This is a genomic window from Streptomyces sp. NRRL WC-3618 (assembly GCF_001280005.1).
Classification (GTDB): Bacteria; Actinomycetota; Actinomycetes; order Streptomycetales; family Streptomycetaceae; genus Streptomyces.
Genome location: NZ_LGDW01000213.1, coordinates 55,420 through 79,130, shown reverse-complemented (window position 1 = coordinate 79,130; position 23,711 = coordinate 55,420). Strand labels below are relative to the sequence as shown.

The window sequence follows — 23,711 nt, the reverse complement described above, 5'->3', positions numbered from 1 at the left end:
ACCAACGCCGCCGTCCCCAGCAACGCCACCGTCGCCCCCGCAGCCCCCGCCGCGGTCGCGTCCTTACGCCCGAGCCGCCGCCCAGCCACGGTATGCCGCCCGGCAACCTCCTCGAGCAGCTCCGCGAGCACCTCCTCGTTGCTCCACTGAGGCCGCCAGCCGGCGTCATGCAGCCGGCTTCCGCTCACCACCCAGGGGTACATCGTGTACGCCAGATCCCCGGCCGGAGACGGCGTGAGCCCGATCCGGTGCAGCCTGGCCGCCGCGCCCAGAGCGACCGCGGACGGCAGCTCCATGCGCCGGATCCCGCTGAGCTCCTCGACCTCCTCCTGCTCCAGCCACCCGTCGCACCCGACAGCCAGCTCCCCCTCGACCTTCTCGAGCACCGCGTACTCCAGCGCGCTGCACAGGTCCTCGACGTGACAGAACTGCCAGGCGGGCCGCGATCCGGCCACGACAAGCAGCCGAGGGGACTCGAAGTACCTGGTCAGAGCGGTGTCCGTACCCCCGATCAGCACCGCGGGCCGCACCACCGTCACATTGAGCCCCGGATGCGCCCGCGGTGCGCGCCGGGCGAGCCGCTCGATCTCCAGCAGGTCCCCGACCCCGGTCGCCTCGGCGGTCGCGCGCAGCTCGGCGTCCTCCGCGAGCGGCAGTTCGTTGTCCGGCAACGCCCCGTAGACCATCGCGGACGTGCACAGCACGACCCGGTGCACCCCTGCCGCGGCGGCAGCCGTCAGCACGGTCTGCGTCCCGCGCACGTTGTACGCCGTACGGGCCGCGCCGTCCCTCTCCAGGTCCAGATCGAGGGCCAGATGTACTACGACGTCGGCGCCCCGCAGCTTCTCCGCGATGGCCGGATCCCGCACATCGAGGATGTGCCACTGCGCCGCCGCGCACTCGCCGCGCCGCTCGTCGATGGCGACGACCTGCTTGATCTCCTCGGACGCGGCGAGCCGCTCGGTGAGCAGCGCCCCGACACCTGTCGCGGCGCCGGTGACCGCTACGACGGGCCCGCGTAGGCCCGGGTTGGTTGAGTGGTTTCGCGCTGCGCGAACCTGCGGATCTGGGGAACTCACCGGCGTCTCCAGCGGTTGTCTTCAGTAAGGACGCGCGTGACGCGTACGTACCAGGTGACATCCATCCTGCCGCAGGCCAGGAGTCGGCGAAGCACCGAGCCCCCAACCGGTTGCGGTGTCTAGGCTGGGTGGTGTTGTCGGGCAGCCGCCGTCGTCAAGAGCCGACGGCCTTACCAGCCGAGGAATCCCGTGAGTGACACCCCATTCGGATTCGGCCTTCCGCCGGAGGAGCCGGAGAACGGCGACGAGGGCAAGCAGAAGGACCAGCAGGGCGGTGGTGGTCAGGGCCCGTTCGGTTTCGGACTGCCCGGCTTCGGTGGTCCCGGAGGCGACAATCCGCTCGCAGCCATGTTCGGTTCCATGAACCCCAACGACCTGGGTGCCGCGTTCCAGCAGCTGGGCCAGATGCTCTCGTACGAGGGCGGGCCGGTGAACTGGGACATGGCCAAGCAGATCGCCCGCCAGACGGTCTCCCAGGGGACGTCCGACGGTGTCAAGGACTCCAGCATCGGTCCCGCCGAGCGCACCGCGGTCGAGGAGGCCGTCCGGCTGGCGGACCTGTGGCTGGACGACGCGACGTCGCTGCCGTCCGGTGCCGGCTCCGCGGTGGCGTGGAGCCGCGCGGAGTGGGTCGAGGCGACCCTGCCCGCGTGGAAGGAACTGGTCGACCCGGTCGCGGAGCGTGTCGGCGCGGCCATGGGCGATGTCCTGCCCGAGGAGATGCAGGCCATGGCGGGCCCGCTGATCGGCATGATGCGCTCCATGGGCGGCGCCATGTTCGGTACGCAGATCGGGCAGGCCGTCGGGGTGCTCGCGGGTGAGGTCGTCGGCTCGACGGACATCGGTCTGCCGCTGGGCCCGGCGGGCCGCGCCGCGCTGCTGCCGGCGAACATCGAGGCGTTCGGCAAGGATCTGAGTGTCCCGCAGGAGGAGGTGCGGCTGTATCTCGCCCTGCGCGAGGCCGCCCACCAGCGCCTGTTCGCCCATGTGCCGTGGCTGCGCTCGCATCTGTTCGGCGCGGTCGACGGCTACGCGCGCGGGATCAAGGTCGACACGGCCAAGCTGGAGGACGTGGTCGGCCAGTTCGACCCGCAGAACCCGGAGCAGTTGCAGGACGCGCTTCAGCAGGGCATGTTCCAGCCGGAGGACACCCCGGAGCAGAAGGTCGCCCTGGCCCGTCTGGAGACGGCGCTGGCCCTGGTGGAGGGCTGGGTGGACGCGGTGGTGCACGCGGCGGCGAAGCCCCGGCTGACGTCCGCGGACGCGCTGCGCGAGACGCTGCGCCGCCGCCGCGCGTCGGGCGGCCCGGCCGAGCAGACGTTCGCCACCCTGATCGGCCTGGAGCTGCGCCCGCGTCGGCTGCGCGACGCCTCGCGCCTGTGGGCGTCGCTGACGGACGCGCGCGGTGTCGACGGCCGGGACGGCCTGTGGGCCCACCCGGACATGCTGCCGACGGCGTCCGACCTGGACGATCCGGACGGCTTCGTGCACCGCGAGCAGCTCGACTTCTCCGAGCTGGACAAGATGCTCGGCGAGGCCGCGGGCGGCTCCGCCGAGAAGCCGAACCTGAAAAAGGACGACGACTCCGAGTGACGCTCCACGACAACGCGGTCCTGGTACTGGAGAAGTACGACGATCAGCACGACCTCCGTCAGGTCTACCTGGATCATCTGGACGCCCGCCCTGACGGGATGTGGAAGGCCTGCGAGGACGGACACATCACGGCCAGCGCTCTGGTGATCGATCCGGAGCGTGAGCGGGTCCTGCTCACGCTCCACAAGAAGCTGAAGATGTGGCTCCAGATGGGCGGGCACTGCGAGCCGAGCGACATCACGCTCGCCGGTGCCGCGCTTCGCGAGGCCACGGAGGAGTCCGGCATCCCCTCGCTGCGCCTGCTGCAGAGCACTCCGGTCCGTCTGGACCGGCACCACACGCCCTGTGCCTGGCACCTGGACGTGCAGTACGCCGCCGTGGCACCGCGGGGAGCCGTGGAGGCGATCAGCGACGAGTCCCTGGACCTGCGCTGGTTCGCCTACGACGAGGTGGCGGACGTAGCGGACGACTCAGTCGTACGACTGCTCGAAGCAACCCGCGCCAGACTGTGATCGGGTAAGGGGCGACCACCCATGGTGATCGCCCCTTACCCGTCTCGGCACTAGCTCCCGTCTCGGCACTAGCTCCAGACGTTGCCCTGGTTCTGCGCCCGGGCCCCCTGCTGTCCCATACCGAACTGGGCGGCGGCGCCCTGACCGATCTGGGCGTTCTGCGGCGGCAGCAACTCGCTGGGCTGGACCAGCGCGTAGCCGCTGCCCATGAAGCTGAGCTCCCAGCCCTCGCCGGTGTTGCCGCGGCGCCGCCATACTCCGGACGTGTGCGTCTGGGCCTGCATCTGTACGCGCAGGCCGGTCGACCAGGCGACGATGGCGTCGGCATCACAGTTGACGTACTTGTCCGGCGTCACCTGCATCATCAGCGGCGCGCCCGAGGTCATCAGGGCGACCTTGCCACGGCCGGTGATGTTGAGCTGGTACTTCCCGGAACCGGAGATGCCGTACAGGCTGTCCACGGCGATGACCTCGTGGTGCAGCCCGGAGTCCATCGCCAGCACGTAACTGCTGTCGACGGTCAGCCCGTCCTGTTCCACGTCCACCACGTGGATGTGCTGGGCCAGGTTGGCGAGATAGACCGTGCCCTGCCCGTGGCAGCGCATCAGGTCCAGCCCCTCACCGGTGTGTGCGCGGGAGCGGCCCTGGTTGTTGCTCTGGTACTCGGCGTCGAACTCCATCAGACCCTGGTAGGCGACCATCGTGCCCTTGCGGGCGAGGATGTCGTCGTGGCCCGCCAGGGTGATCCGGAGCATCTGCTTGTTCTGCAGGCTCCAGCGTTCCTGGGTCTGCGAGTCGTTGTGCGCGAAAAGTGGGCTCTGCATGACGTTCTGGCTCCCCCTCAGCCCCGGAACCGGAGACGGTCGGTGCTGTCCTCGCTGGGCTGGACGACGACGATGCCCTGGCCCGAGAAGGCCATCTGGTAGGCCTCGCCGCTGCCCCGGCCGATGAGTGACTGCGCCTTGAAGCTGCGCTTGCCCTTCACCTTGAGATTCGGCGACCAGGCGACGAGTGCGTCCGGGTCGACGTACGTCTCGTCCTCGCCACCGCCGCAGTCGACGACGATCGGCTTGCCCCGGGAGGTCAGCGCGACCCAGCCCTGCCCGGAGATCTTGGTGTTCCACAAGCCCTGCCCGGCGAACTTCGCCAGCCCCTTGACCCGCTCGACGCCCCAGGTGAGGTGTGCGTCGAAGGCGAGCAGGTTGGTGGCGTTGACGGAGATGCCGTCGCCGTTGAGGTTGATCACGACCACGTTCGCGCCGTAGTCGGCGAGATAGAGCAGACCGTCCCCGGAGCACTTCATCAGGGGTGCGCCCTCGCCGGTCATCCAGTCCTTGGCGATCTGGCGCACGGCCGGCGGGTTGGGCTCGTACTGGACGAAGCCTTCGTAGGCGACCATCGACCCCACGCGCGCGAGGAGGTCGTTTCCGGTCTGCATGGCGACCTTCAGCATGTGGTTGCCGTGGTTTTCCATGCGAGCGGTGACGGGTGCGGGAGCGTAGCCCGCGAGCGGCTGGTTCATGGCGGGCTCCCTCAGATCTCGTACGGCTGGACGACGATGAAGTTGCCGGGCGCGCCTCGGAACTGGAGGTTGACGCCCTCTCCGGTGTCGCCCGGGTAGGCGTTGCGGCGCATCCGTACCTGGCTGGAGACGACCACCTGGGAGGCGGCCGACCAGGCGACCACGGCATTGCAGTCGGCGAACGTGGTGGGCGTGACGGGCAGCACCACGGGTGTGCCGTGCGTCTTCACGACGATCGTGCCGGTGCCCTGGAACTGCATCGTGAACAGTGCGCCCCCGGGGATACCGTGTCCCTCGACGCGGCGAACCTCGTACTGGAGGCTCTCGTCGAAGGCGAGGACGTTCTCGGCGGAGACGCAGATCGCGTCCCCCTGGAGCTCCACGGGGTGCAGATGGGCGGAGTTGTCGGCGAGGAACACCTGTCCCTGGCCGGTACAGCGCATCAGCTGCATCTCCTGGCCGGTCGCGCTGCCCACGAGCCGGCCGGCGAATCCGGCGCCCTTGTAGCTGAAGTCGACCTTGCCCTGGTAGAGCACCATGCTGCCCTGCCGGGCCAGCACGGGCTGACCGCCCATGCCCAGGTCGACTCGGATCAGCTTCTTGTTCTGCTGCGTCCAGCGCTGCCCGGTCGGCGTTTCCTTGAACTGCTGGAGCGCCGCCGACACTCCGCCGCCCTGCCCGCCGCCCTGGGGTACGCCTTGCGGCATCCCGTAGGGGGCCGACTGGCCTGGGGCCTGCCCGAACGGGGGCTGCTGATGGAAGCCGGGCGGCCCGGGCGGAGTCTGGGGTGCCTGGGGCTGGCCGTAGCCAGGAGGCAGCGACCCGGACTGTCCGGGTACCTGGCCATACGGCGCCTGCGGGGGCTGCTGTCCGTAGGGCGCGGGAGCCGGAGCCGGGGGCGGCACCTGGGCGCCGCCGGGTGGTGTCAGGGGCGCGACGATGGTGGGGGCCGCGTGCACCGAGGGCGCGGGCGCCGGAGCGGGGGGCGTGGTGGCTCCCGGAGGGGGCGCGAAACCCTGGGCGGCGAGCTGCGGAGCGGCCGGAGCCGGAGCGCCGAACGCGGGCGGGGCGAAACCGGGTGCGGCACCGGTCTGGGGCTGCTGCTGCGGAGCGGGGGCCTCCTCTTCGGCGACCTCTCCGCCGAAGTTCTTCAGCAGCGCCTCAAGGCCGCCGTCGAACCCCTGTCCGACCGCGGCGAACCGCCATACGTCCTTCAGATAGAAGTCGCCGAGCATCACGGCGCGCTCGGTGGAGAACTCCGAGCCGTTGAAGGGGTAGCGGGCCACCTCCTCGCCGCCGGCCACGATACGGACGTAACCGGGGCCGATCTGCGACATCTGCCCGGCGCCGTCGAGGGTGGCCGTGAACGACAGTTTCTGGATCTGCGGCGGGATCCGGTCGAGCGTGACGCGGAAGGACTCCGTGTCACCCGCCTGCGCGCCCAGGAGCTGGATGGACTCCTCGGGAGACTTCGGCTGGTTGAAGAAGACGAAGTACCGGTCGTCCGAGAGCTGCTCGTCGGCGTCGAGGCCGAAGCAGCTGATGTCGAAGGTCAGCCCCGGTCCGGAGATCTGCACACCCACGTACAGATCCGTGCCCGCTGTGAGATCACTGATCCTGGCCTTGTGGCCGCGTTGGAATTCCCTGGCCATGCGTTACGACCGTCCCCCATCCCGAATGCCGAATGCGTCGGGTCAGGCTAACGGCTAATTCCGGCCTTGGACGAAGCCGGTACGAACCCGGTACACAAGGCCTCGTCACCACCGCCCACCTGCCGCTCGGGATCAGTCCGCATCAGTCCGCGCGCGCGGGGGGCGGGTTCGGCAACCGGTCGGCGGCGACCACTCCTTCGAGGTAGCCACGGGCCCGCTCGGTCCGTGGATAGGCGTCGAGGAGCCGCCAGAAACGGGGGCCGTGCCCGGGCACCAGCAGATGCGCCAGCTCATGGAGGAGCACGTAGTCGACGACGTACTCGGGCATGCCCTGCAGCCGGTGGGACAGGCGGATGCTGCCCTCGGCCGGGGTGCACGAGCCCCAGCGCGTGTTCTGGTTGGTGACCCAGCGCACCGAGGCGGGCCGGGCTCGGCCGTCGAAGTACTGGGCCGACAACTGCTCGGCGCGTTCCGCCAGCTCGGTGTCGCCGGGCACCCGTTTGGTCTTGCTCTCCTGGGCGGCCAGTTTGTCGAGCATGACAGTCACCCAGCGCTTTTCCTCGGCCTCGGACATCCGGGCGGGGATGAGCACGACGGTGCGATCGCCCTCGCGGTACGCGGAGACCGTCCGGCGTCGCCGGGCACTCCTGCGAACCTCGATCGCGCTCGCCCCCGAGCCGCTCGGCGGCTGGCTCTTCGTACTGCGCTGTGGGTTTCCGGCGCGGTGCAGTGGGTCGGCGGGCACGGCACGACGTTACCCGCTGTGCATGGAGGAAGTCTTGACTCCGGCACGGTTCGGCGGCGATCCCCCACCATGCGCTTGATTTGTACGACGAATACCCACCGCCTGTGGACAACTTTCGACGCCCGATCAGCGAACCGGGCATGCTGGCACCCGTCGGCAGAACGAGCACCGAAATTCGCCGACAAACAGGGACTTTCAACGGGACGTTCTCTGGCTACGGGGGCCTGCCATGCGATCAACCACCACTTCCGCGCCTGCCACGGACACAGCCGTCGCGCTGTCGGCCACGACCCTGGGTGAAACCCATCCGCGTGTCACCCATCCGATGACGAAGGGCGCGCTGCGCACCTGCTGGCGGGATCTGAACACGGTGCAGTTCGGGATGACGCCCGCCCATGCGATGACGCTCGGCCCGATGGACCTGGCGACAGGCAGTTTCCTGAGGCTGCTCGACGGCACTCGCGGGCTGCCGCTCCTCCATGAGGAAGGGCACCGCATGGACCTGCCGCCCGCCCATGTCGACGGACTGGTGGAGCGGCTGAGCGAGGCCGGGCTCCTCGACGACGCGAGTGGCGGCGGCCCCGCCGTCGAAACGCTGCGCGGCAAGGAAAAGGTCCTGGAGCGGCTGGGCCCCGATCTGGCCGCCCTCTCCCTGGTCGCGTCGGCACCTGGCGAGGCGATGGCACGGCTGGCCGCTCGCCGGTCACTGCGCGTGCAGGTCCGGGGCGCGGGCCGGGTGGGCGCGGTGGTGGCCTCACTGCTCGCGGGTGCCGGCGTGGGCCACGTCGATGTGCGTGACGGCGGGGTGGTCGAGCCGTGGGACGTCGCACCGGGCGGCCTGCCCGTCGACTCCGTCGGCGAACGCCGGGACGAGGCCGCGCGGCGCGCTGCCCGACGGGCGGCGCCGGATCGCCCACCACGGCGTACGGTTGCCCGGTCGCCGCACGGTGAGAGCGACCCCGGTCTCTCCCTGGTGATCCTCGCCCCTCGCGACGATCTCGCCGTGCACGCGCCCGACCCGGCCGCTGCCGAACCACTCGTGACATCGGGCACACCGCATCTGTACGCGGGGGTCGTGGAAGGAACCGGCATCGTGGGCCCGCTGGTCCTGCCGGGTGAGACGGCCTGCGCGGGCTGTCTGGACCGGTGGCGCGTCGACCGGGACCCTGTCTGGCCGCGCCTGGTAGCGCAGTGGCGTACCGCACGGCCACGCCAGGTCAGGGCCTGTGACCTGGCCCTGGCGACGACGGTCGCGGGCCTGACCGCGAGCCACGTGCTCGCCTTCCTTGACGGGAGGACCCCGTCCACCGCGGGCGCCCGTTGGGAGGTCTCCGTGCCGGGGCTCGACTGGCACGCGCGCCCGGTCTGGGCTCATCCCGCATGCCCGTGCGGTGCCGAGGAGAAGAGTAAGGAGGAACACACCTCCAAGGACGGGGGGTCGCACGAGACAATGGCGGAGCAACGGCCGTCGACGGAGTTTCGCCGTAAGGCACACGCGGCGCGGCTGTCCGGAACTTGGAGGGCTCATGTCTGATCTTCCCCGGAAGGCGGTCACCCGTACCGCCAAGCTCGCCGCGCTCCCGCTCGGCATCGCCGGGCGGGCCACCTGGGGACTCGGCAAACGGATCGTCGGCGAGTCGGCGGACATCGTCGGCCGCGAGCTGCAACAGCGCACGGCGGAACAGCTGTTCAAGGTGCTCGGCGAGCTCAAGGGCGGCGCGATGAAGTTCGGGCAGGCCCTGTCCGTCTTCGAGTCGGCCCTGCCGGAGGAGGTCGCCGGCCCCTATCGCGCGGCGCTGACGAAGCTCCAGGAAGCGGCCCCGCCGATGCCGACGCGCACGGTGCACTCGGTACTGGAGACGCGGCTCGGCGCGGACTGGCAGGAGCTGTTCCTGGAGTTCGAGGAGAAGCCGGCCGCCGCGGCCTCGATCGGCCAGGTGCACCGGGGAGTGTGGCACGACGGACGCGAGGTCGCGGTCAAGGTGCAGTATCCGGGCGCCGGCGAGGCCCTGCTCTCCGACCTGACCCAGCTGAGCCGCTTCGCCCGCCTGTTGGGGCCCCTCATTCCCGGCATGGACATCAAGCCGCTCATCGCCGAACTCCGGGACCGTGTCTCGGAGGAACTCGACTACGGCCTGGAGGCCCAGGCCCAGCAAGCCCACGCGGAGGAGTTCACAAACGATCCGGATGTCGTGGTACCGGCCGTCGTCCACCAGTGCGATCAGGTCCTGGTGACGGAGTGGATCGACGGCATACCGCTGTCGGAGGTGATCAACGACGGTACGCCGGAGCAGCGCGACCGTGCGGGCCAGTTGCTGACCCGGTTCCTCTTCTCGGGTCCCGCCCGCACCGGTCTTCTGCACGCCGACCCACACCCCGGCAACTTCCGGTTGCTGCCCGGCGGCCCCGCCGGCGAGGACGACTGGCGGCTGGGTGTGCTGGACTTCGGAACCGTCGACCGCCTCCCCGGCGGGCTGCCCCCGACGATCGGCAACTCGCTGCGTCTGACCCTGGACGGCCAGGCCGAGGCGGTCTACGAGGCCCTCTGTGCGGAAGGCTTCGTCAAAGACTCGATCGACCTGGATCCCGACGCGGTACTCGACTATCTCCTGCCGATCATCGAACCGGCCCAGGCGGACGAGTTCGCTTTCAGCCGAGGCTGGATGCGCAGCCAGGCGGCCCGCATAGCCGACCCGCGCTCCCCCGCAAACCAACTGGGCAAGCGCCTCAACCTGCCCCCCTCCTACCTGCTGATACACCGGGTGACCTTGAGCACCATCGGTGTCCTGTGCCAACTGGGAGCGACGGTCCGTATGCGTGCGGAACTGGAGGAGTGGCTGCCGGGATTCCTGCCGGAGGACGAGGAGGAGTCGGCGGCTGCCGAGGCCTGAGCCGGCGGTCGCGCGGGCACAACGCACTGCGGGGGCCGGTCCGTTCGGACGGACCGACCCCCGCGGAAAGCGGCTGTTGTTACTGCCGAGCTGCCGTGGTCGTTACTGCATGACCGCCATGGCGAGCGCACGGCGGGCACGCAGCGAGGCACGCTCCGCTTGGCGCTGGAGACGGCGAGCGGTCACCACGCTGTGCGCGCGGCGTTCCCGCTCGGCCTCCTGAAGGCGGTCGCGCATATGCGCACGAGCCAGGGCTTCTGGGATGAGTTGCATCTCTCGGGTCCTGTTCTGGCGCGAGTCGTTCGCACCGGTGGTGATGAAGTCCGGGGTCGCGGAGCCGACGGGCTCGCTGGTGGATGGCGTCATCGGGGCCTGCTTCTTGGGGTCGTGCGTGAAGGGATGGTCGATTGTTCCTGTGATGTTCATGCTGTGACCGGGTTCTTGCGCGGACGGCCACGGGGCCGCTTGCGGGCCACAACGACACCCTGGACGAACAGTTCGCCGCCCCAGACACCCCAGGGCTCACGCCGTTCCTTGGCGCCGGCGAGGCAGGCCTCCATCAGCGGGCAGGTGCGGCAGAGGGACTTGGCGTACTCGACGTCGGCCGGCGACTCGGCGAAGAAGACCTCCGGGTCGTAGGAACGGCAGGGGACGGGTACGCCGAGGTTCTCGATGGCGTCGTCGAGCGCGGTGAGCGCAGTGAGGGGGATCAAGGTGGAGTCCTCCGTGAGGCCGGGCGGGGGGATCGTTTCGGAAGGCGGTACGGACGGGGCGTGCGCTTCGAGTTGCACGGTTTGTTTTCCTCGTCTGGTCGTTCCGGCCCTGTTGGGCCGGGTGCGGCTGGTACCGGCGGGTTTTCTTGCCCCGAGGCCCCTTCACTCCGTCGTCCCCGTTCGGGGAAAACAGAAGGGCCGCGGATCCCGGATGGGGTTCCGCGGCCCTGAAGGCGCCGGCCTGAGTCGATCAGGCTGGATCACTCCAGGGTTCTGGCCCACGGAAGGCCCACATCGTGTGGTGCTGCGTCGTCTGCTTGAGGGACTTGAGGGATCCGGCACCGGCCGCGAAGGCATAGGCCGGGGCCTGTGCCTCTACTGCTCCTGCTTCCAGTGCCTTGCTCGGTCGCTCATTGCGCTCGCGGACAGTCAGACCCGCGAGGGACACGGTGGACGCCGGCCGGACGGCAGGAATGCCGGACAGACCGGTGCCCAGGTTCGAGACGCCGAGCATGCACAGGGAGACGGTCGAGAGATCGGTCATTTTGACCTCGCGGACTGAGCTGGTGTTGATGCTGATCACTGGACTCGCCTCCTCTCGGCGTCTTGGGGGACTGGGTGAACCAGTCCAACGGATATACGACTATGAAGTACAGCACGGAGCCAGGCCTTCTGAGAAGACTCTGTGCCCGTGGCTAAGAACCTATGGGGATTGCCGGGGCATGCGCAAACCATTTTTCCGACGAGTTTGAATCAGTCGCCGCCACTCTGCCCGTCAACTTCCTGACCTGCGCAGATGGCGAGAACATCGGTTCCGTACCGGTTGAGCTTGCGCACGCCGACGCCGGGGATGCGGGCCAACTCCCCTTCCTCGTCCGGGACTGTCTCCGCGATCGCCATCAGGGTCCTGTCGGTGAAGACGCAGAAGGCGGGCTGCCCACTGCGTGCCGCCTGCACCGCCCGCCACTCGCGCAGCCGTTCGTACAGCCCCTCGTCCATGTCCGACGGGCACTCGTCGCAGCGCATCAGTTTCATCTCGCCCGCGTCGGTCAGGGTGCGCCCGCAGACCCGGCACCGGGCCGGGGATCTCTGGGTCCTGCGTGGGGCGATTCCGGGGCTGCCTCCGAAGCCGCGCTCGATGCCGCCGGAGCCGACCGTGCCGGTCCGGACGGCAGTGGCGACGGATCCGGGGCGAAGTCCGTCGAGAAAGCGGCTGGGGCGGCGGTTCGGCCGGCCCCCCGGCGCCCGTGAGAGGGCCCAGGAGACGTGAAGACGTTCTCTCGCGCGGGTCACTCCGACGTACAGGAGGCGGCGCTCTTCCTCGATCTGTTCATCGGTCTTCGCGTAGCTGATCGGCATCATGCCCTCGGCGACCCCGACCAGGAAGACGACGTCCCATTCCAGTCCCTTGGCCGAGTGGAGGGAGGCGAGCGTGACGCCCTGCACCGTCGGGGCGTGCTGGGCGTTTGCCCGCTCGTCGAGTTCGGCGACGAGGTCGGCGAGCGTCGCACCCTGTTTCGCAGCAGTGAAGTCCTGCGCGAGGTTCACCAATGCGGCCAGCGACTCCCAGCGCTCTCTGACGGCCCCGGAGCCCGCGGGCGGTTGACTGGTCCAGCCCTCCCCCGACAGCACGGCACGCACCTGGGAGGGCAGGTCGACGACGTCGTCCAGGAGGGAGTCGTTGGCTCCGAAGCGAGCGGCGGCGCGCAGCGCGCTGATGGCCTTGCGCACCTCGGCCCGGTCGAAGAACCGTTCGGCGCCGCGCAACTGGTAGGGGACTCCGGCGTCGGCGAGCGCCTGCTCGTACGTCTCCGACTGGGCGTTCGTCCTGAACAGGATGGCGATCTCGCCGGCCGGGACGCCTGCGGCGACGAGGTCACGGATACGGCGGGCGGCACCCTCGGCCTCGGCGGGTTCGTCGGCGTACTCGGTGTAGGCGGGTTCTGGACCGGGGTCGCGCTGGGAGACCAGTTCCAGGCGGTGCTCTGCGGCGCGGCCCCGGGCCTGGGCGAGCAGGCCGTTGGCGAGGTGGACGACCTGCGGGGTGGAGCGGTAGTCGCGGACCAGTTTGACGACGGTGGCACCGGGATGGCGGGTGCGGAAGTCGAGCAGATGGTCAGGAGTTGCTCCTGTGAACGAGTAGATCGTCTGGCTGGCGTCACCGACCACGCACAGGTTGTCTCTCTCTCCGAGCCAGAGATCCAGCAGCCGCTGCTGGAGCGGGCTGACGTCCTGGTACTCGTCGACGACGAAGTGCTGGTACTGGGCGCGGACCTGTTCGGCGATGTCGTGTCGGTCCTGGAGGACGGCGACCGTGAGCAGCAGGACGTCCTCGAAGTCGATGACGGCACGGTCCCGCTTGAGGTCCTCGTAGGTGGCGTAGAGCTGGGCGATCTCGGCCGGGTCACGGGGGGCGACACGGCCGGACTTGGCGATGACGGGCACGTAGTCGGCGGGGACGGTCTGGGTGACCTTGGACCATTCGATCTCGGCGGTGACGTCCCGCAGTTCGCCCCGGTCGAGGCGGATACGGCAGGCGGCCGCGGCATCCGCGACGAGCTGGATCTTGCGGTCGACCAGGCGGGGCATGGAACCGCCGACGGCCTTCGGCCAGAAGTACTGGAGCTGGCGCAGTGCGGCCGAGTGGAAGGTGCGTGCCTGGACTCCGCCGGCACCAAGCTGACGCAGACGCCCGCGCATCTCTCCCGCTGCCCGGTTGGTGAAGGTGACGGCGAGCACGCTGGAGGGCTGGAGGATTCCGGCGCGTACGCCGTAGGCGATGCGGTGGGTGATCGCCCGGGTCTTTCCCGTCCCGGCGCCTGCCAGCACGCACACCGGACCGTGCAGGGCGGTGGCCACTTCGCGCTGCTCGGGATCGAGTCCGTCGAGCACCGCGTCGGCCGAGTCCGGAACCTGCGGGAAGAGAGTGGAGTGCGTTGCTGCTGTCACACCGCCATGCTGCCAGGTCGCCGGAGACAGGTGAGCAGGTTGTCCACAGGCAGCCCCTTGCAGTCGTACTAATGCGGCAGCCGTCTTGATACCCCAGGCGGGAATGGTGGCCGGGGCGCGGATGTTCCACCTGTGCGAACACCCGTACCCCCCGAACGCTGAGGAGCGCGAGAGACCATGCCGGGCACTGTGACGATGTACAGCACCACGTGGTGCGGCTACTGCCGTCGGCTGAAGAGCCAGATGGACCGCGAAGGCATCACGTACAACGAGATCAACATCGAGCAGGACCCCGACTCCGCCGCATTCGTGGAGAAGGCGAACGGCGGCAACCAGACGGTTCCGACCGTGCTGGTGGTTCCCTCCAACGACGGCCCTCAGGTCGTGATGACGAACCCGAGCCTCGCCCAGGTGAAGCAGGCTCTCGGCGCCTGACCCGCGTCTCCCCGACCCCCGACCGGCCCGGTGGCCGTACGGGGGTCTTCGTCATCTGGCGGGGTCGCTCGCCGTCGCCCTCGACATCAGGCCCTGTGCCAGCGCCGCCGCCTGCCTTCGTATCTCCGGGATCGCCGTGCTCTCCCACAGTTCGCCCCGGCGAGTCGGGCCCAAGGTCCACAGGGAGCGAAGGGGACGAGCGGGTTCGTTCCGCGGGATGAGTCTGCCCTCGGCCGTGCATGCCAGGCCCAGGCCCAGTGGGCCTGGGGCGATCAGGCCCGAGGACAGCATGTGGTCCAGCAGGGGGTTCTGGCCGTCCTGGAGGCGTAGGGCGGGGCCCGTGCAGTCCACTACGGCCGCCACTCGGAGGGAGCGTGCGCCGTCCAGGGTGATGGTCAGGGCGTCAGGGGTTGGCGCGGCGGCCAGGATCTCCCCCTTCAGGAGGCTCAGTCGACCCGACCGCCGGATTCGGGACACCGCCTCCGCCGTCTCGGGGGCCATGCGGTGGCGGTGGGTGTTCCACAACGACAGGGAATCGCGAAGGAACTCTGCCCTGTCCGGTTCGGGCAGAGCCGCCCACAGTGAGTTCGTCAGTGGGCGCAGGCCGTCCAGAGCCGGTCGCCAGTCGCCTTGTGCGGCGGTCACCTGCCGTATGTGGGCGTGCACTTTGGCGCGCAGTCGCCGCAGTGGCAGGTCGGACCACGACTCCTCGGGAGCCACCGGTGGCAGCGAGGGTGCCGCGTGCGGCTGAGGCAGTCGTCCCTGGCGGGACAGGGCGTGGATCACGCGGCCGGGGCGGGCCAGGGAGAGGGCGATGTCCATGGCGGTGAGGCCGGTGCCCACGAGGAGTACGTCCCCGTCCAGGGCGCGGAGGTGGTCCAGGGTGCCTGGGGCCCAGGGGGCCGCCGTGAATCGTGGCGACGTCCGCAGGGGCGCGGGTGCCCAGGAGGAGTCGCTGCTCGGGGAGCCGGTGGCCAGGACCACGTGGTCGGCGGTCACCGAGCTGCCGTCCGACAGGCCGAGACGGGCGTGGCCGTCGCTCCAGGAGCAGTCCGTCGCGTGGGCGTGGATGCGGCGCAGTGTCAGGAGGGTGCCGGCACGGGCGGCCGACGCCTTGAGGGTGCCGGCGAGGTAGTCGCCGTACAGGCTCCTGGGGACGAAGGAGGTGACGGTGGCGGCGGTCCCGCGATCAGCGAGCCAGCGCACGAAGTGGTGCGGATCGTCCGGGAAGCAGCTCATCCCCCCGGCCGGCACATTGAGGAGGTGACGCCGGTCCCGGGAGCCGTACGCGAGGCCCCGGCCTGTCTCCTCGTCCGGGTCGACCAGGGTGAGTTCCAGGGGCATTCCCTGGCGGACCGCCGCTTCCAGCAGGTGGATCGCGACGAGTGTTCCCGAGGCGCCGGCGCCCACCACGGCCGGTCTCAGCGGTGCGTGGTACCTGGTGCGGAGCACGTCCACCTCCCCTTTGGGTGTTGTTGCGGGCGATCCTCACAGCGGACGTTCCCGCCGGGGCACCGGCGGCCGGTAACGGGGCGGGATCACGCCGGGAAAGGGCCGGCCCACGATGTGTGACGACGAGACCGGGAAACACCACAAGGGGCGAACATGAAACTCAGGCTGACCGTACTGACGGCAATGGTGGCGGCGGTCATGGCGTTCGGCGTCGGCGCGGCTGCGAAGTCGGGCCATGTGGCGGGTTCACCGGGGCAGTACCAGCTGTGGGCCGAGGACAAGGGGCCGACCGGCGTCCACGCGTGACCTCGGAGGCTTCGCCACGGGAAACGCCGGATCACCGCAACGCCCGGCACTCACCCCCGCTGGGCCCCCTGAGGTAGTCCCATCGCCGCGAACAACTCCTCGGCGGCCCGCCGGTGCCCGGCGGACGCAGAGGTGCGCAGAGGCTCCGTCGCCTCGGCCATCCCCAGGAGCGCGTAAGCCTCCTCCGAGCGGTACCCGACCGCCGACGCCAGTTCGTGGGCGTGCTCGTGCAGAGCCAGCGCCGCGGTGTGCTCGTGCCGGCGGAGCAGGAACCGGCCGACCAGGTTCTTCACCTTGGCCTGGCGCAGGGGGGAGGAGCTCGATCGGATGCGGGACAGAGCGATGCCGGCGTACTCGCCGGCCTGCTCGCCGCGGCCCAGGCGGTCGGCGACGTCGGCGGAGAGCGCCAGGGTCATCGCGACCTGGCCGGGCTCCACGCTCTCGTCGCACAAGGCGCGCGCCTGCGTCAGGCAGGCGTCGGCGGCCGTGTACTCGCCCATGCCGGTGTGCGCGAAGGCCAGGTCCGTCAGGGCAACCAACTCGCTCTCGTGCTGGCCGAGTTGCCGGACCAGGTCGACCGCCCGGCGGGCCGATTCGGCGGCCTGCGGGTAGCGGCCCCACTGCTCGTACAGCGCGCTGAGGATGGTGAGGCTCTCGGCCTCCGCCCGCACCGAGCTCAGTTCCCGTTCGAGGGCGACGGCGTTCTCCAGGTGGGACAGCGCCTGCGGGAACTGTCCGAGCAGGCTCTTGTACAGGCCGAGCGTGCTCTCGCTGTGGGCTTCGGTGTGCCGGTCGCCCAGGAGGACGGCGACGTCGCGGCCTTCTTGAGCGACCTCGATGCCGTACTTCAGGCGGCCGAGTTTCCAGCAGGCGACGCCCAGGTTGGACAGGCTCACCCCGAGGAGTTCGAGGTCGCCGAGGCGGCGGGCCGCGGTGACGGCGATGTTGCTGAGCTCCGCGAACTCGTCCAGATAGCCGCGCCCGTTGACGAGGAAGGCGACGTTGCGGGCCAGGCACACGGTGTGGCGGTCGTAGCCGCTGCGCTCGGCCAGGGTGACGGCCGACAGCAAAGCCGTGTGCTCGCGGGTGAACCATGCCTGGGCCTGCGCGGTGTCGAGCAGGTCGGGCGCGGGCAGGGTGGACTCGCGCAGGCCGGTGGGGCGGGCCGCGCGGCCGGGGAACAGCAGCCCGCAGGCCTTCTCGGTGGCCGCCATGTAGTAGTCGAGGAGCCGCTCGACCGCCGCCGACTCCTCGCTCGCGTCCGGCCCCCAGAGGCTGTGGGCGAAGCTGCGGACCAGGTCGTGGAAGGTGTACAGGCCGATCTCCGGCTGCTGGAGCAGATGGACGTCCAGCAGCAGTTCCAGGATCTCCTCCGTCTCCCAGGTGCCGGCCATGTTCAGCAGGGCCGCCGCCGAGTACACGTCGATGTCACCGCCAGGGTGCAGCGCCAGGATGCGGAAGGCGGTACGGCACTCCTCGTTCAGCGTCTGGTACGACAGCCGCAGGGTCGCGGCGACGCTGCGCTCGCCCAGGCTCAGCTCGTCCAGTCGGCGGGTCTCGTCACGCAGCCTGTCGGCCAGATAGCGCACGGTCCAGCGCGGGCGGTTGCGCAGCCGGGCCGTCGCGATGCGCAGGGCGAGCGGGAGATGGCCGCACAGCTGGGCGAGTTCCTCGGTGGCCTCGGGTTCCGCGACGACGCGGTGCGCGCCGATGGTCTCGGCGACCAGCGTGGCGCTCTCCGCGGGGGCCATGACATCGATCGATATCCACTCCATCCCGTCCAGGTCGACCAGCCTGGCCCGGCTGGTGATCAGCACCAGACAGCCGGGGGAGGTGGGCAGCAGAGGCCGTACCGTCGCCGCGTCGGCGGCGTTGTCGAGCAGGAGCAGCAGCTTCTTGCCGGCGAGCGTCGAACGCCACAGCGCGGTACGGCCCGCCGTCTCCTCCGGGATCTGGCCGGCCGGTACGCCGAGTGCGCGCAGCAGGACGTCGAGCGCGGTCCCGACGCCGACGGGCTGTTCCCCGGGGGCGTAGCCGCGCAGGTCGACGTGGAGCTGTCCGTCCGGGTAGGCGGCGGCCAGCCGGTGGGCGGTGCGCACGGCCAGGGAGGTCTTGCCGCAACCGCCCATGCCGTCGATGCCCACGACCCCGGTGCTGTTCCCGTCCGCCGCCCGCGCGAACCGCAGCAGGCGCTGCAACTCCCTTTCGCGGCCGGTGAAGTCCGCCAGGTCGTAGGGCAGGGTGCACGGTGCCTCGGCCGGCGGGGGCGGGGCGGGGGCGGCTGAGGGCTGGGGGCGCGGTGCGGCGAGTTCGGGGCTCTCGCGCAGGATGCCCTCGTACACCTTGGCGAGCTGCGGTCCCGGGTCGACGCCCAGTTCCTCGACGAGGAGTTCGCGTACCCGGCCGTACTCCTCCAGCGCCTCGGCCTGGCGGCCCGAGCGGTACAGGGCGAGCATCAGCTGGCCGCGCAGGGGCTCGCGCAGAGGGTGCTGGGTGACCAGCTCGCGCAGGTCCGGCACGAGTTCGGAGGTCTCGCCCAGGCGCAGGCGCAGTTCGGAGAACTGCTCGGCGGCCGCCAGCCGGCGTTCCTCCAGCGCGGTCGCGGCGGCCTCGATCACCGGGCCGCCCGAACCGGACAGGACCGGGCCGCGCCAGAGCGCGAGGGCGGCGCGGTATCCGTGCACGGCTTCGGCGAGTCGGCCCTCGGCGGTCGCGGCCTTCGCCTCGTGCACCCGGGCGTTGAACTCGCTCAGGTCGAGCTGGCTCTCGCCGAGCACCGCTCGGTAGCCGGGGCCGTCCGTGACGAGGGTCTCGCCGCCGTCGTGGATTTTGCGGCGCAGGTCGGCGACGGCCTTGCGGACCTGGTGGAAGGCGGTGGTAGGAGGGTCCTCGGCCCAGGCCGCGGCCACCAGCCGGGATACCGGCAGCACCTTGCCGGTATCCAGCAGCAGCGCGACGAGGATTCGTTCCTGGATCGATCCGCCGAGCCGGAGGCGGTTCCCGTCCTCCCAGGCCTCCAGCGGGCCCAGGATGTTGAAACGCAGCCCTACCCCATCACCCGACGTCATGAGCCCCCGCTCAGTCCACCCGACCTTGCCACCTGCCTGTTGATCTTATGATCATAGGCCGGTCGGCATTTGTTCTGTACATGCGAGTGCAAAGCTGTGCGGGCACATCAGCCGTCAGGAGCCCTGGAGTTCGCACCCCACGATGTGTGGGCCGCGCGCGGTGAGGACGACCGTCGTACGCGCCGGCCCCGACTCGTGCCCCGCCAGATCCAGCAGCGCCATGACCGCCGACCGCAGCGTGGCCTGCTCCGGCTCCGCGGGCGGCGCGTCGCAGGAGTGGGCGATGCCGACGACCTGGTGCATACCGTTGCTCGTCATGGTCTCGACCCTGAATTCCGGGCCCTGCGGACGCTCCCCGGAACGGCTCCGGGCCGCCGGGTCACCGCGTTCGGAGAAGGCCGACGCCGCCTCGATGGCGGACAGCTCCCCCAGGGGCCGACGCAACGCGCGCCCGTCCGCCTGGTCGTCCGCGTGCGTGGGTTGGTTCACGGGTTCCTCCTCCGGATTCGCGACAGACACGAGGAGGCTCGCGCCCGCCGCTCCCGGTCGGCTCCCGGCCCGTTCCCGGACCGGGACCGGAACAGGAACCCTCCAGTACCCCCCGGGCCTAGAACTGCGGTTGGCGGCGGACGACCGAACCGCCGCCGACGAGGGGAGTACAGAGTGACGAGTGTGCTGATCTGCGATCAGATGCCGGTCATGCGTGACGGCATCCGCGCCCTGCTGTCGGCGAAGCCGGACATCGAGGTCATCGGGACCACCGACAGCGGGATGCACGCGGTCACCCTGGTCCGCCAGCGCCGCCCGGATGTCGTCATCACCGGGCTCACCCTGCGCGGCATCCCCGGCCTGGAGATGATCAGGCGGGTACGGGAGGAGACCCTCGCGGACCCGGTCCAGTCCATCGTCTTCACCATGGACGACAGCAGCGAGACCATCGCCGAGACCCTGCACGCGGGGGCCTGCGGAATCCTCTCCCCGGACAGCAGCAGCGAGGAGTTCACCGCCGCCGTCTACGCGGCGGCGCGCGGCCAGGCGATGCTCGCGCCGCGGGTCACCAAGCGGCTCATCGACTGGTACTGCCGCCGTGAGCACGAGCCGGAGGAACGGCTCCAGCCCTTTGTCGGCGCCCTGACGCCCAAGGAGCGCGAGGTCCTCCTGCTGTTCGCGAAGGGCCACTCCACCGACCAGGTCGCCCGGCAGCTCTCGATCGGCATCGCCACCGTGCGCACCCACGTCTACCGGCTGCGGAACAAGCTGGAACTGAAGGACCGCGCCCAGCTCGTCTCGTTCGCCTACCGAGCCGGTCTCATGCGGCCGACGTGACCAGCCCGGCCGCCACGGCCTCCCCGAGCGGCAGCCCGAACCGGGCGCGCGCCGCCCGCGCGCACCCGAGGGCGTCCGGCTCCCGTACGACCGCGCAGATCCCGGTGGCCGACGGCGCCGCCAGCCCGTACGCGTAACCGGCTCGGGACACCGCCTCGTAGAACGCGGCGGCCACCCTCGCGTCGCAGCGCAGGCCCGTACCCAGCAGCGAGACCTTCGCGACCGGGCCGTCACGCCGGACCGTGTGGACGCCGGAGTGCGGGCCGCTGCCGCGCAGTGCCACGAGGGCCCGGCCGGCCTGCGCGCCCGCCACGGTGAACGACAGCTCCATCAGACCCGAGGCGTCCAGCACCCGCTGGGCCACCATGTCGGTCGTGACGCCCGCGTCCGCGAGGGCACGGAAGACCCCCGCCTGCCCGCCGGCCGGCCCGGTGACCGAGATCCGCTCAAAGCCGAACACAAGTGCGACGTCGTGAACGAGTGCTCGTTCCATGGGTTTCCTCCAGGAGTGGGGACGCGACGATGCGAAGTGACCGGCGGTCGGAAGGCGCCGGTGGGACGGGCGGCACACGCGGTCGGCGCCCGGTTCCTGTTACGGCCGGCCCTGCCCGGGTCGCTCCACCATCCCCGCCGTGAGCGTGGCCCCGTCCGCCGGGTCGATCAGGATGAACGAACCCGTGCGCCTGTTGTCCGCGTAGGTGTCCAGGGCCACCGGCTCGGTGGTCCGCAGCCGTACCCGGCCGATCTCGTTGAGCCGCAGCCCGTCCGGCGCGGGGAGCCGGTCCAGCGTGGCGACGTCGATCAGGTCCTGGACGTCCGAGACGATCGCCCGCACGGTACGGGTGGCCTGCTTCAGCAGCACCCGGTCGCCCGCGCGCAGCGGCCGTTCCGAGAGATGGCAGACGACCGCCTCGACCTCCCGGGTCACCGCGGGCGCGGGCCCGGCGCCGATCACGTCACCGCGGGAGACATCGACGGCGTCCGCCAGCCGGACCGTCACCGACTGCGGTGCCCGGGCCGTCTCGCAGCTGCGGCCGAGCACGTCGATGCCGGCGACCGTGGTGGTCGTACCCGACGGGAAGACGGTCACCGCGTCGCCGACGCGCAGTGCCCCGGAGGCCAACTGCCCGGCGTAGCCCCGGTAGTCGGCATACTCGGCGGACTGCGGCCGGATCACGTACTGCACCGGCAGCCGGACCTCGGGCGCCGGTTGTGCCGCGCCGGCCGGCGCGTTCTCCAGCACCTCAAGGAAGGTCGGGCCCGCGTACCAGTCCATGTGGGTGGAGGGCCGTACGACGTTGTCGCCCGACAGCGCGGACACCGGGACGGACGTCACGCGCGCCGCGCCGAGGTCGGCGGCGTACGCGGCGAAGGTCCGCGCGACGGAGGCGAAGACCTCCTCCGAATAGCCCACCAGGTCCATCTTGTTGACGGCCAGCACGATGTGCGGCACCCGCAGCAGCGCGGCGATGGCGGTGTGGCGGCGGGTCTGCTCCACCACCCCGTGGCGGGCGTCCACGAGGACCACGGCCAGGTCGGCTGTCGACGCCCCCGTGACCATGTTCCGGGTGTACTGCACGTGCCCGGGGGTGTCGGCGAGGATGAAGCGCCGCTTCGGCGTGGCGAAGTAGCGGTAGGCCACGTCGATGGTGATGCCCTGTTCCCGCTCGGCCCGCAGCCCGTCGGTCAGCAGCGCGAGGTCGGTGAGCGGCCGTCCGGACTGCCGGGAGGCGCGCTCGACGGCCTCCAGCTGATCGGTGAAGACCGACTTCGAGTCGTGGAGCAGCCGCCCCACCAGAGTGGACTTGCCGTCGTCCACGGAGCCGGCGGTGGCGAACCTGAGCAGCCCGGTCGGCTGGACGGACACGGTCTGGGTCACGGTCTGGGTCACGGTCATGGCTAGAAATACCCCTCGCGTTTGCGGTCCTCCATGGCGGCCTCCGACGCACGGTCGTCGGCGCGGGTCGCTCCCCGTTCGGTGATCCGGCTGCGAGCCACCTCGGCGACCACCTCGGCGACCGTCCGGGCGTCCGAATCCACCGCGCCGGTGCACGACATGTCGCCCACCGTCCGGTAGCGCACCAGCCGCCGCTCCACCGGCTCACCCGATACCGGGCCGCTGCCCCACGCGCCCGCCGTCAGCCACATGCCGTCCCGGCGGAACACCTCCCGCTCATGGGCGAAGTAGATGCCCGGCAGCTCCACGCCCTCTCGCTCGATGTACTGCCAGATGTCGAGCTCGGTCCAGTTCGACAGCGGGAACACCCGGTGGTGCTCGCCCGGCGCCTGCCGGCCGTTGTACAGCTGCCACAGCTCCGGACGCTGCCGGCGCGGGTCCCACTGGCCGAACTCGTCGCGCAGGCTGAACACCCGCTCCTTGGCCCGGGCCTTCTCCTCGTCGCGGCGCGCCCCGCCGAGCACGGCGTCGAAGCCGCCCGCGCCGATGGCGTCCAGCAGCGGGACGGTCTGCAGCTGGTTGCGGACGCCGTCGGCGCGCTCGCGCAGCCGACCCGACGCCAGGTACTCCTCCACCGACGCGACGACCAGTTCGAGACCCGACGCGGCCACCGCCCGGTCCCGGTACTCCAGCACCTCGGGGAAGTTGTGGCCGGTGTCCACGTGCAGCAGCGTCAGCGGCGGCCGGGCGGGCCAGAACGCCTTGCGGGCCAGGTGCAGCATGACGATGGAGTCCTTGCCGCCGGAGAACAGCAGCACCGGCCGCCGGAACTCCCCGGCCACCTCGCGCATGATGTGCGCCGACTCGGCCTCCAGGACGTCCAGGTGCGACAGCGGCTCCACCGCGCCGGCCGCGCCGGACCGCTGCCGCGCCGCGACGGTCGTCGTCATATCAGCCCCCTCGTCGTGAGCAGTCCGCACAGTGCGGCGACGGACTCGTCGACGCTCTGGCAGTGGGTGTCCAGCACGAGGTCGGGCGCCTCGGGCACCTCGTACGGGTCGTCGGCCCCCGTGAGGCCGCGCACCTTGCCCGCGCGCTGCCCGGCGTACAGGCCCTTGACGTCCCGTCCGGCGCAGACCTCCACCGGCGCGGCGACATGGACCTCCAGATAGGGGGTTCCGCTGCGCTCGTGGCGCTCGCGCACCGCCGTCCGGGCGTCCGCGTACGGCGCGATGACCGGGACCAGGGTGAGGACGCCGTGCCGGGAGAGCAGGTCGGCGACCAGGCCGACGCGCTGCACGTTGGCGTGCCGGTCCTGGCGGGAGAAGCCGAGGCCCGGGGAGAGGACCGGGCGCAGTTCGTCGCCGTCGAGGATCTGGACACGGCGGCCGGCCAGGCGTCGCTCCAGGGCGGTGGCGACGGTGGTCTTGCCCGAGCTGGGGAGGCCGGTCAACCAGACGGTGGCTCCCTCCTGCCGGGGCGTGGTCGGTGGGCGGGGGGCTGTTTTCGGCATGCGCTGGTTCTCCGTTCAGGTGTGGGGTGGCTGTTCGGGGCGGCTGCGGAGGGTGCCG

23 protein-coding genes are annotated in these 23,711 nt (G+C 70.8%); 7 read left to right on the top strand and 16 right to left on the bottom strand.

The features are described 5' to 3' along the window. On the bottom strand, positions 1 to 1,079 hold a 1,079-nt coding region (locus ADL01_RS19805; protein WP_053743349.1), incomplete at its 3' end, for an SDR family oxidoreductase. Positions 1,080 to 1,268: 189 nt separating this feature from the next. Between ADL01_RS19805 and ADL01_RS19800 the strand changes: the two genes are divergently transcribed. Together ADL01_RS19800 and ADL01_RS19795 are read left to right on the top strand one after the other, a co-directional pair. After that, a complete protein-coding gene (locus ADL01_RS19800; protein ID WP_053743348.1) occupies positions 1,269 to 2,672 on the top strand; it encodes a zinc-dependent metalloprotease in 1,404 nt (467 codons plus the stop codon). Beyond that, positions 2,669 to 3,184, top strand: a complete 516-nt coding sequence (locus ADL01_RS19795; protein WP_053743347.1) for an NUDIX hydrolase — start codon at positions 2,669 to 2,671, stop codon at positions 3,182 to 3,184. The genes ADL01_RS19800 and ADL01_RS19795 overlap by 4 nt, the downstream gene beginning before the upstream one ends. A 68-nt stretch (positions 3,185 to 3,252) precedes the next feature. Here ADL01_RS19795 and ADL01_RS19790 read toward each other — a convergent pair whose 3' ends face one another. From ADL01_RS19790 to ADL01_RS19775, 4 genes are all read right to left on the bottom strand, one after another. Further along, entirely contained in the window at positions 3,253 to 4,008 is a 756-nt protein-coding gene (locus ADL01_RS19790) for an AIM24 family protein (RefSeq protein WP_053743346.1), read from the bottom strand. Positions 4,009 to 4,025: 17 nt separating this feature from the next. Continuing rightward, positions 4,026 to 4,706 carry an AIM24 family protein gene (locus tag ADL01_RS19785; protein WP_053743345.1) on the bottom strand — a complete coding sequence of 227 codons (681 nt, stop codon included), beginning with the start codon at positions 4,704 to 4,706 and terminating at the stop codon, positions 4,026 to 4,028. An 11-nt stretch (positions 4,707 to 4,717) separates the two neighbouring features. Further along, positions 4,718 to 6,358, bottom strand: coding sequence for a TerD family protein (locus ADL01_RS19780; RefSeq protein WP_053743344.1), 1,641 nt, complete (start codon positions 6,356 to 6,358; stop codon positions 4,718 to 4,720). Between the two features lie 142 nt (positions 6,359 to 6,500). Next, positions 6,501 to 7,103 (bottom strand): M48 family metallopeptidase, encoded by a 603-nt coding sequence (locus tag ADL01_RS19775; RefSeq protein WP_078960636.1) that lies wholly within the window; start codon positions 7,101 to 7,103, stop codon positions 6,501 to 6,503. 325 nt (positions 7,104 to 7,428) lie between these two features. Between ADL01_RS19775 and ADL01_RS19770 the strand changes: the two genes are divergently transcribed. Both ADL01_RS19770 and ADL01_RS19765 read left to right on the top strand, forming a co-directional pair. Continuing rightward, positions 7,429 to 8,637 carry a TOMM precursor leader peptide-binding protein gene (locus ADL01_RS19770; RefSeq protein WP_053743353.1) on the top strand — a complete coding sequence of 403 codons (1,209 nt, stop codon included), beginning with the start codon at positions 7,429 to 7,431 and terminating at the stop codon, positions 8,635 to 8,637. Further along, positions 8,630 to 9,994 carry an ABC1 kinase family protein gene (locus ADL01_RS19765; protein ID WP_053743342.1) on the top strand — a complete coding sequence of 455 codons (1,365 nt, stop codon included), beginning with the start codon at positions 8,630 to 8,632 and terminating at the stop codon, positions 9,992 to 9,994. The genes ADL01_RS19770 and ADL01_RS19765 overlap by 8 nt, the downstream gene beginning before the upstream one ends. A gap of 102 nt (positions 9,995 to 10,096) precedes the next feature. Here the strand turns inward: ADL01_RS19765 and ADL01_RS19760 are convergent, their stop codons facing one another. The 4 genes from ADL01_RS19760 to ADL01_RS19745 all read right to left on the bottom strand — a co-directional run bounded on the left by ADL01_RS19760 (position 10,097) and on the right by ADL01_RS19745 (position 13,656). Then, a complete protein-coding gene (locus ADL01_RS19760; RefSeq protein WP_053743341.1) occupies positions 10,097 to 10,420 on the bottom strand; it encodes a hypothetical protein in 324 nt (107 codons plus the stop codon). Then, a complete protein-coding gene (locus ADL01_RS19755; RefSeq protein ID WP_020119791.1) occupies positions 10,417 to 10,785 on the bottom strand; it encodes a WhiB family transcriptional regulator in 369 nt (122 codons plus the stop codon). Before ADL01_RS19755 ends, ADL01_RS19760 begins: the two co-directional genes overlap by 4 nt. A gap of 172 nt (positions 10,786 to 10,957) precedes the next feature. After that, positions 10,958 to 11,290 (bottom strand): hypothetical protein, encoded by a 333-nt coding sequence (locus ADL01_RS19750; RefSeq protein ID WP_053743340.1) that lies wholly within the window; start codon positions 11,288 to 11,290, stop codon positions 10,958 to 10,960. Positions 11,291 to 11,460: 170 nt separating this feature from the next. Next, complete coding sequence (locus tag ADL01_RS19745) at positions 11,461 to 13,656, bottom strand: ATP-dependent DNA helicase UvrD2 (RefSeq protein WP_199834873.1); 2,196 nt, start codon at positions 13,654 to 13,656, stop codon at positions 11,461 to 11,463. 177 nt (positions 13,657 to 13,833) lie between these two features. Here ADL01_RS19745 and ADL01_RS19740 point away from each other — a divergent pair, with 177 nt between their 5' ends. After that, a complete protein-coding gene (locus ADL01_RS19740; protein ID WP_053743338.1) occupies positions 13,834 to 14,091 on the top strand; it encodes a glutaredoxin domain-containing protein in 258 nt (85 codons plus the stop codon). Positions 14,092 to 14,142: 51 nt separating this feature from the next. On the opposite strand, the gene ADL01_RS19735 is transcribed toward ADL01_RS19740, so the two are convergent. Then, on the bottom strand, positions 14,143 to 15,543 hold the full coding sequence (locus ADL01_RS19735; RefSeq protein ID WP_159049582.1) for an FAD/NAD(P)-binding protein: 1,401 nt from the start codon (positions 15,541 to 15,543) through the stop codon (positions 14,143 to 14,145). Between the two features lie 153 nt (positions 15,544 to 15,696). Between ADL01_RS19735 and ADL01_RS44795 the strand changes: the two genes are divergently transcribed. After that, positions 15,697 to 15,849 (top strand): hypothetical protein, encoded by a 153-nt coding sequence (locus ADL01_RS44795; RefSeq protein ID WP_159049581.1) that lies wholly within the window; start codon positions 15,697 to 15,699, stop codon positions 15,847 to 15,849. A gap of 50 nt (positions 15,850 to 15,899) precedes the next feature. Here the strand turns inward: ADL01_RS44795 and ADL01_RS19730 are convergent, their stop codons facing one another. Beyond that, entirely contained in the window at positions 15,900 to 18,917 is a 3,018-nt protein-coding gene (locus ADL01_RS19730; protein WP_199834872.1) for an AfsR/SARP family transcriptional regulator, read from the bottom strand. 114 nt (positions 18,918 to 19,031) lie between these two features. Beyond that, positions 19,032 to 19,406: a hypothetical protein gene (locus ADL01_RS19725; RefSeq protein WP_053743336.1), complete on the bottom strand. Its 375-nt coding sequence runs from the start codon at positions 19,404 to 19,406 to the stop codon at positions 19,032 to 19,034. A gap of 174 nt (positions 19,407 to 19,580) precedes the next feature. Here ADL01_RS19725 and ADL01_RS19720 point away from each other — a divergent pair, with 174 nt between their 5' ends. Continuing rightward, positions 19,581 to 20,243 carry a response regulator gene (locus ADL01_RS19720; protein WP_053743335.1) on the top strand — a complete coding sequence of 221 codons (663 nt, stop codon included), beginning with the start codon at positions 19,581 to 19,583 and terminating at the stop codon, positions 20,241 to 20,243. Here ADL01_RS19720 and ADL01_RS19715 read toward each other — a convergent pair. From ADL01_RS19715 to cysC, 4 genes are all read right to left on the bottom strand, one after another. Beyond that, positions 20,227 to 20,736 carry a hypothetical protein gene (locus tag ADL01_RS19715; RefSeq protein ID WP_053743334.1) on the bottom strand — a complete coding sequence of 170 codons (510 nt, stop codon included), beginning with the start codon at positions 20,734 to 20,736 and terminating at the stop codon, positions 20,227 to 20,229. The genes ADL01_RS19720 and ADL01_RS19715 overlap by 17 nt on opposite strands. Positions 20,737 to 20,835: 99 nt before the next feature. Then, complete coding sequence (locus tag ADL01_RS19710; RefSeq protein ID WP_053743333.1) at positions 20,836 to 22,140, bottom strand: sulfate adenylyltransferase subunit 1; 1,305 nt, start codon at positions 22,138 to 22,140, stop codon at positions 20,836 to 20,838. Positions 22,141 to 22,142: 2 nt separating this feature from the next. Then, complete coding sequence (gene cysD / locus ADL01_RS19705; protein ID WP_053743332.1) at positions 22,143 to 23,090, bottom strand: sulfate adenylyltransferase subunit CysD; 948 nt, start codon at positions 23,088 to 23,090, stop codon at positions 22,143 to 22,145. Further along, positions 23,087 to 23,653 (bottom strand): adenylyl-sulfate kinase, encoded by a 567-nt coding sequence (gene cysC / locus ADL01_RS19700; protein ID WP_053743331.1) that lies wholly within the window; start codon positions 23,651 to 23,653, stop codon positions 23,087 to 23,089. Before cysC ends, cysD begins: the two co-directional genes overlap by 4 nt. Positions 23,654 to 23,711 lie beyond the last annotated feature (58 nt).

What these genes read in the sequence shown, in the direction of transcription:
- ADL01_RS19790 (WP_053743346.1), bottom strand. Translation starts at nt 4,008, where the DNA reads ATGCAGAGCCCACTTTTCGCGCACAACGACTCGCAGACCCAGGAACGC.
- ADL01_RS19785 (WP_053743345.1), bottom strand. Translation starts at nt 4,706, where the DNA reads ATGAACCAGCCGCTCGCGGGCTACGCTCCCGCACCCGTCACCGCTCGC.
- ADL01_RS19780 (WP_053743344.1), bottom strand. Translation starts at nt 6,358, where the DNA reads ATGGCCAGGGAATTCCAACGCGGCCACAAGGCCAGGATCAGTGATCTC.
- ADL01_RS19770 (WP_053743353.1), top strand. Translation starts at nt 7,429, where the DNA reads ATGACGAAGGGCGCGCTGCGCACCTGCTGGCGGGATCTGAACACGGTG.
- ADL01_RS19765 (WP_053743342.1), top strand. Translation starts at nt 8,630, where the DNA reads ATGTCTGATCTTCCCCGGAAGGCGGTCACCCGTACCGCCAAGCTCGCC.
- ADL01_RS19760 (WP_053743341.1), bottom strand. Translation starts at nt 10,420, where the DNA reads ATGAACATCACAGGAACAATCGACCATCCCTTCACGCACGACCCCAAG.
- ADL01_RS19740 (WP_053743338.1), top strand. Translation starts at nt 13,834, where the DNA reads ATGCCGGGCACTGTGACGATGTACAGCACCACGTGGTGCGGCTACTGC.
- ADL01_RS44795 (WP_159049581.1), top strand. Translation starts at nt 15,697, where the DNA reads ATGAAACTCAGGCTGACCGTACTGACGGCAATGGTGGCGGCGGTCATG.
- ADL01_RS19730 (WP_199834872.1), bottom strand. Translation starts at nt 18,917, where the DNA reads ATGACGTCGGGTGATGGGGTAGGGCTGCGTTTCAACATCCTGGGCCCG.
- ADL01_RS19715 (WP_053743334.1), bottom strand. Translation starts at nt 20,736, where the DNA reads ATGGAACGAGCACTCGTTCACGACGTCGCACTTGTGTTCGGCTTTGAG.
- ADL01_RS19710 (WP_053743333.1), bottom strand. Translation starts at nt 22,140, where the DNA reads ATGACCGTGACCCAGACCGTGACCCAGACCGTGTCCGTCCAGCCGACC.
- cysD (WP_053743332.1), bottom strand. Translation starts at nt 23,090, where the DNA reads ATGACGACGACCGTCGCGGCGCGGCAGCGGTCCGGCGCGGCCGGCGCG.
- cysC (WP_053743331.1), bottom strand. Translation starts at nt 23,653, where the DNA reads ATGCCGAAAACAGCCCCCCGCCCACCGACCACGCCCCGGCAGGAGGGA.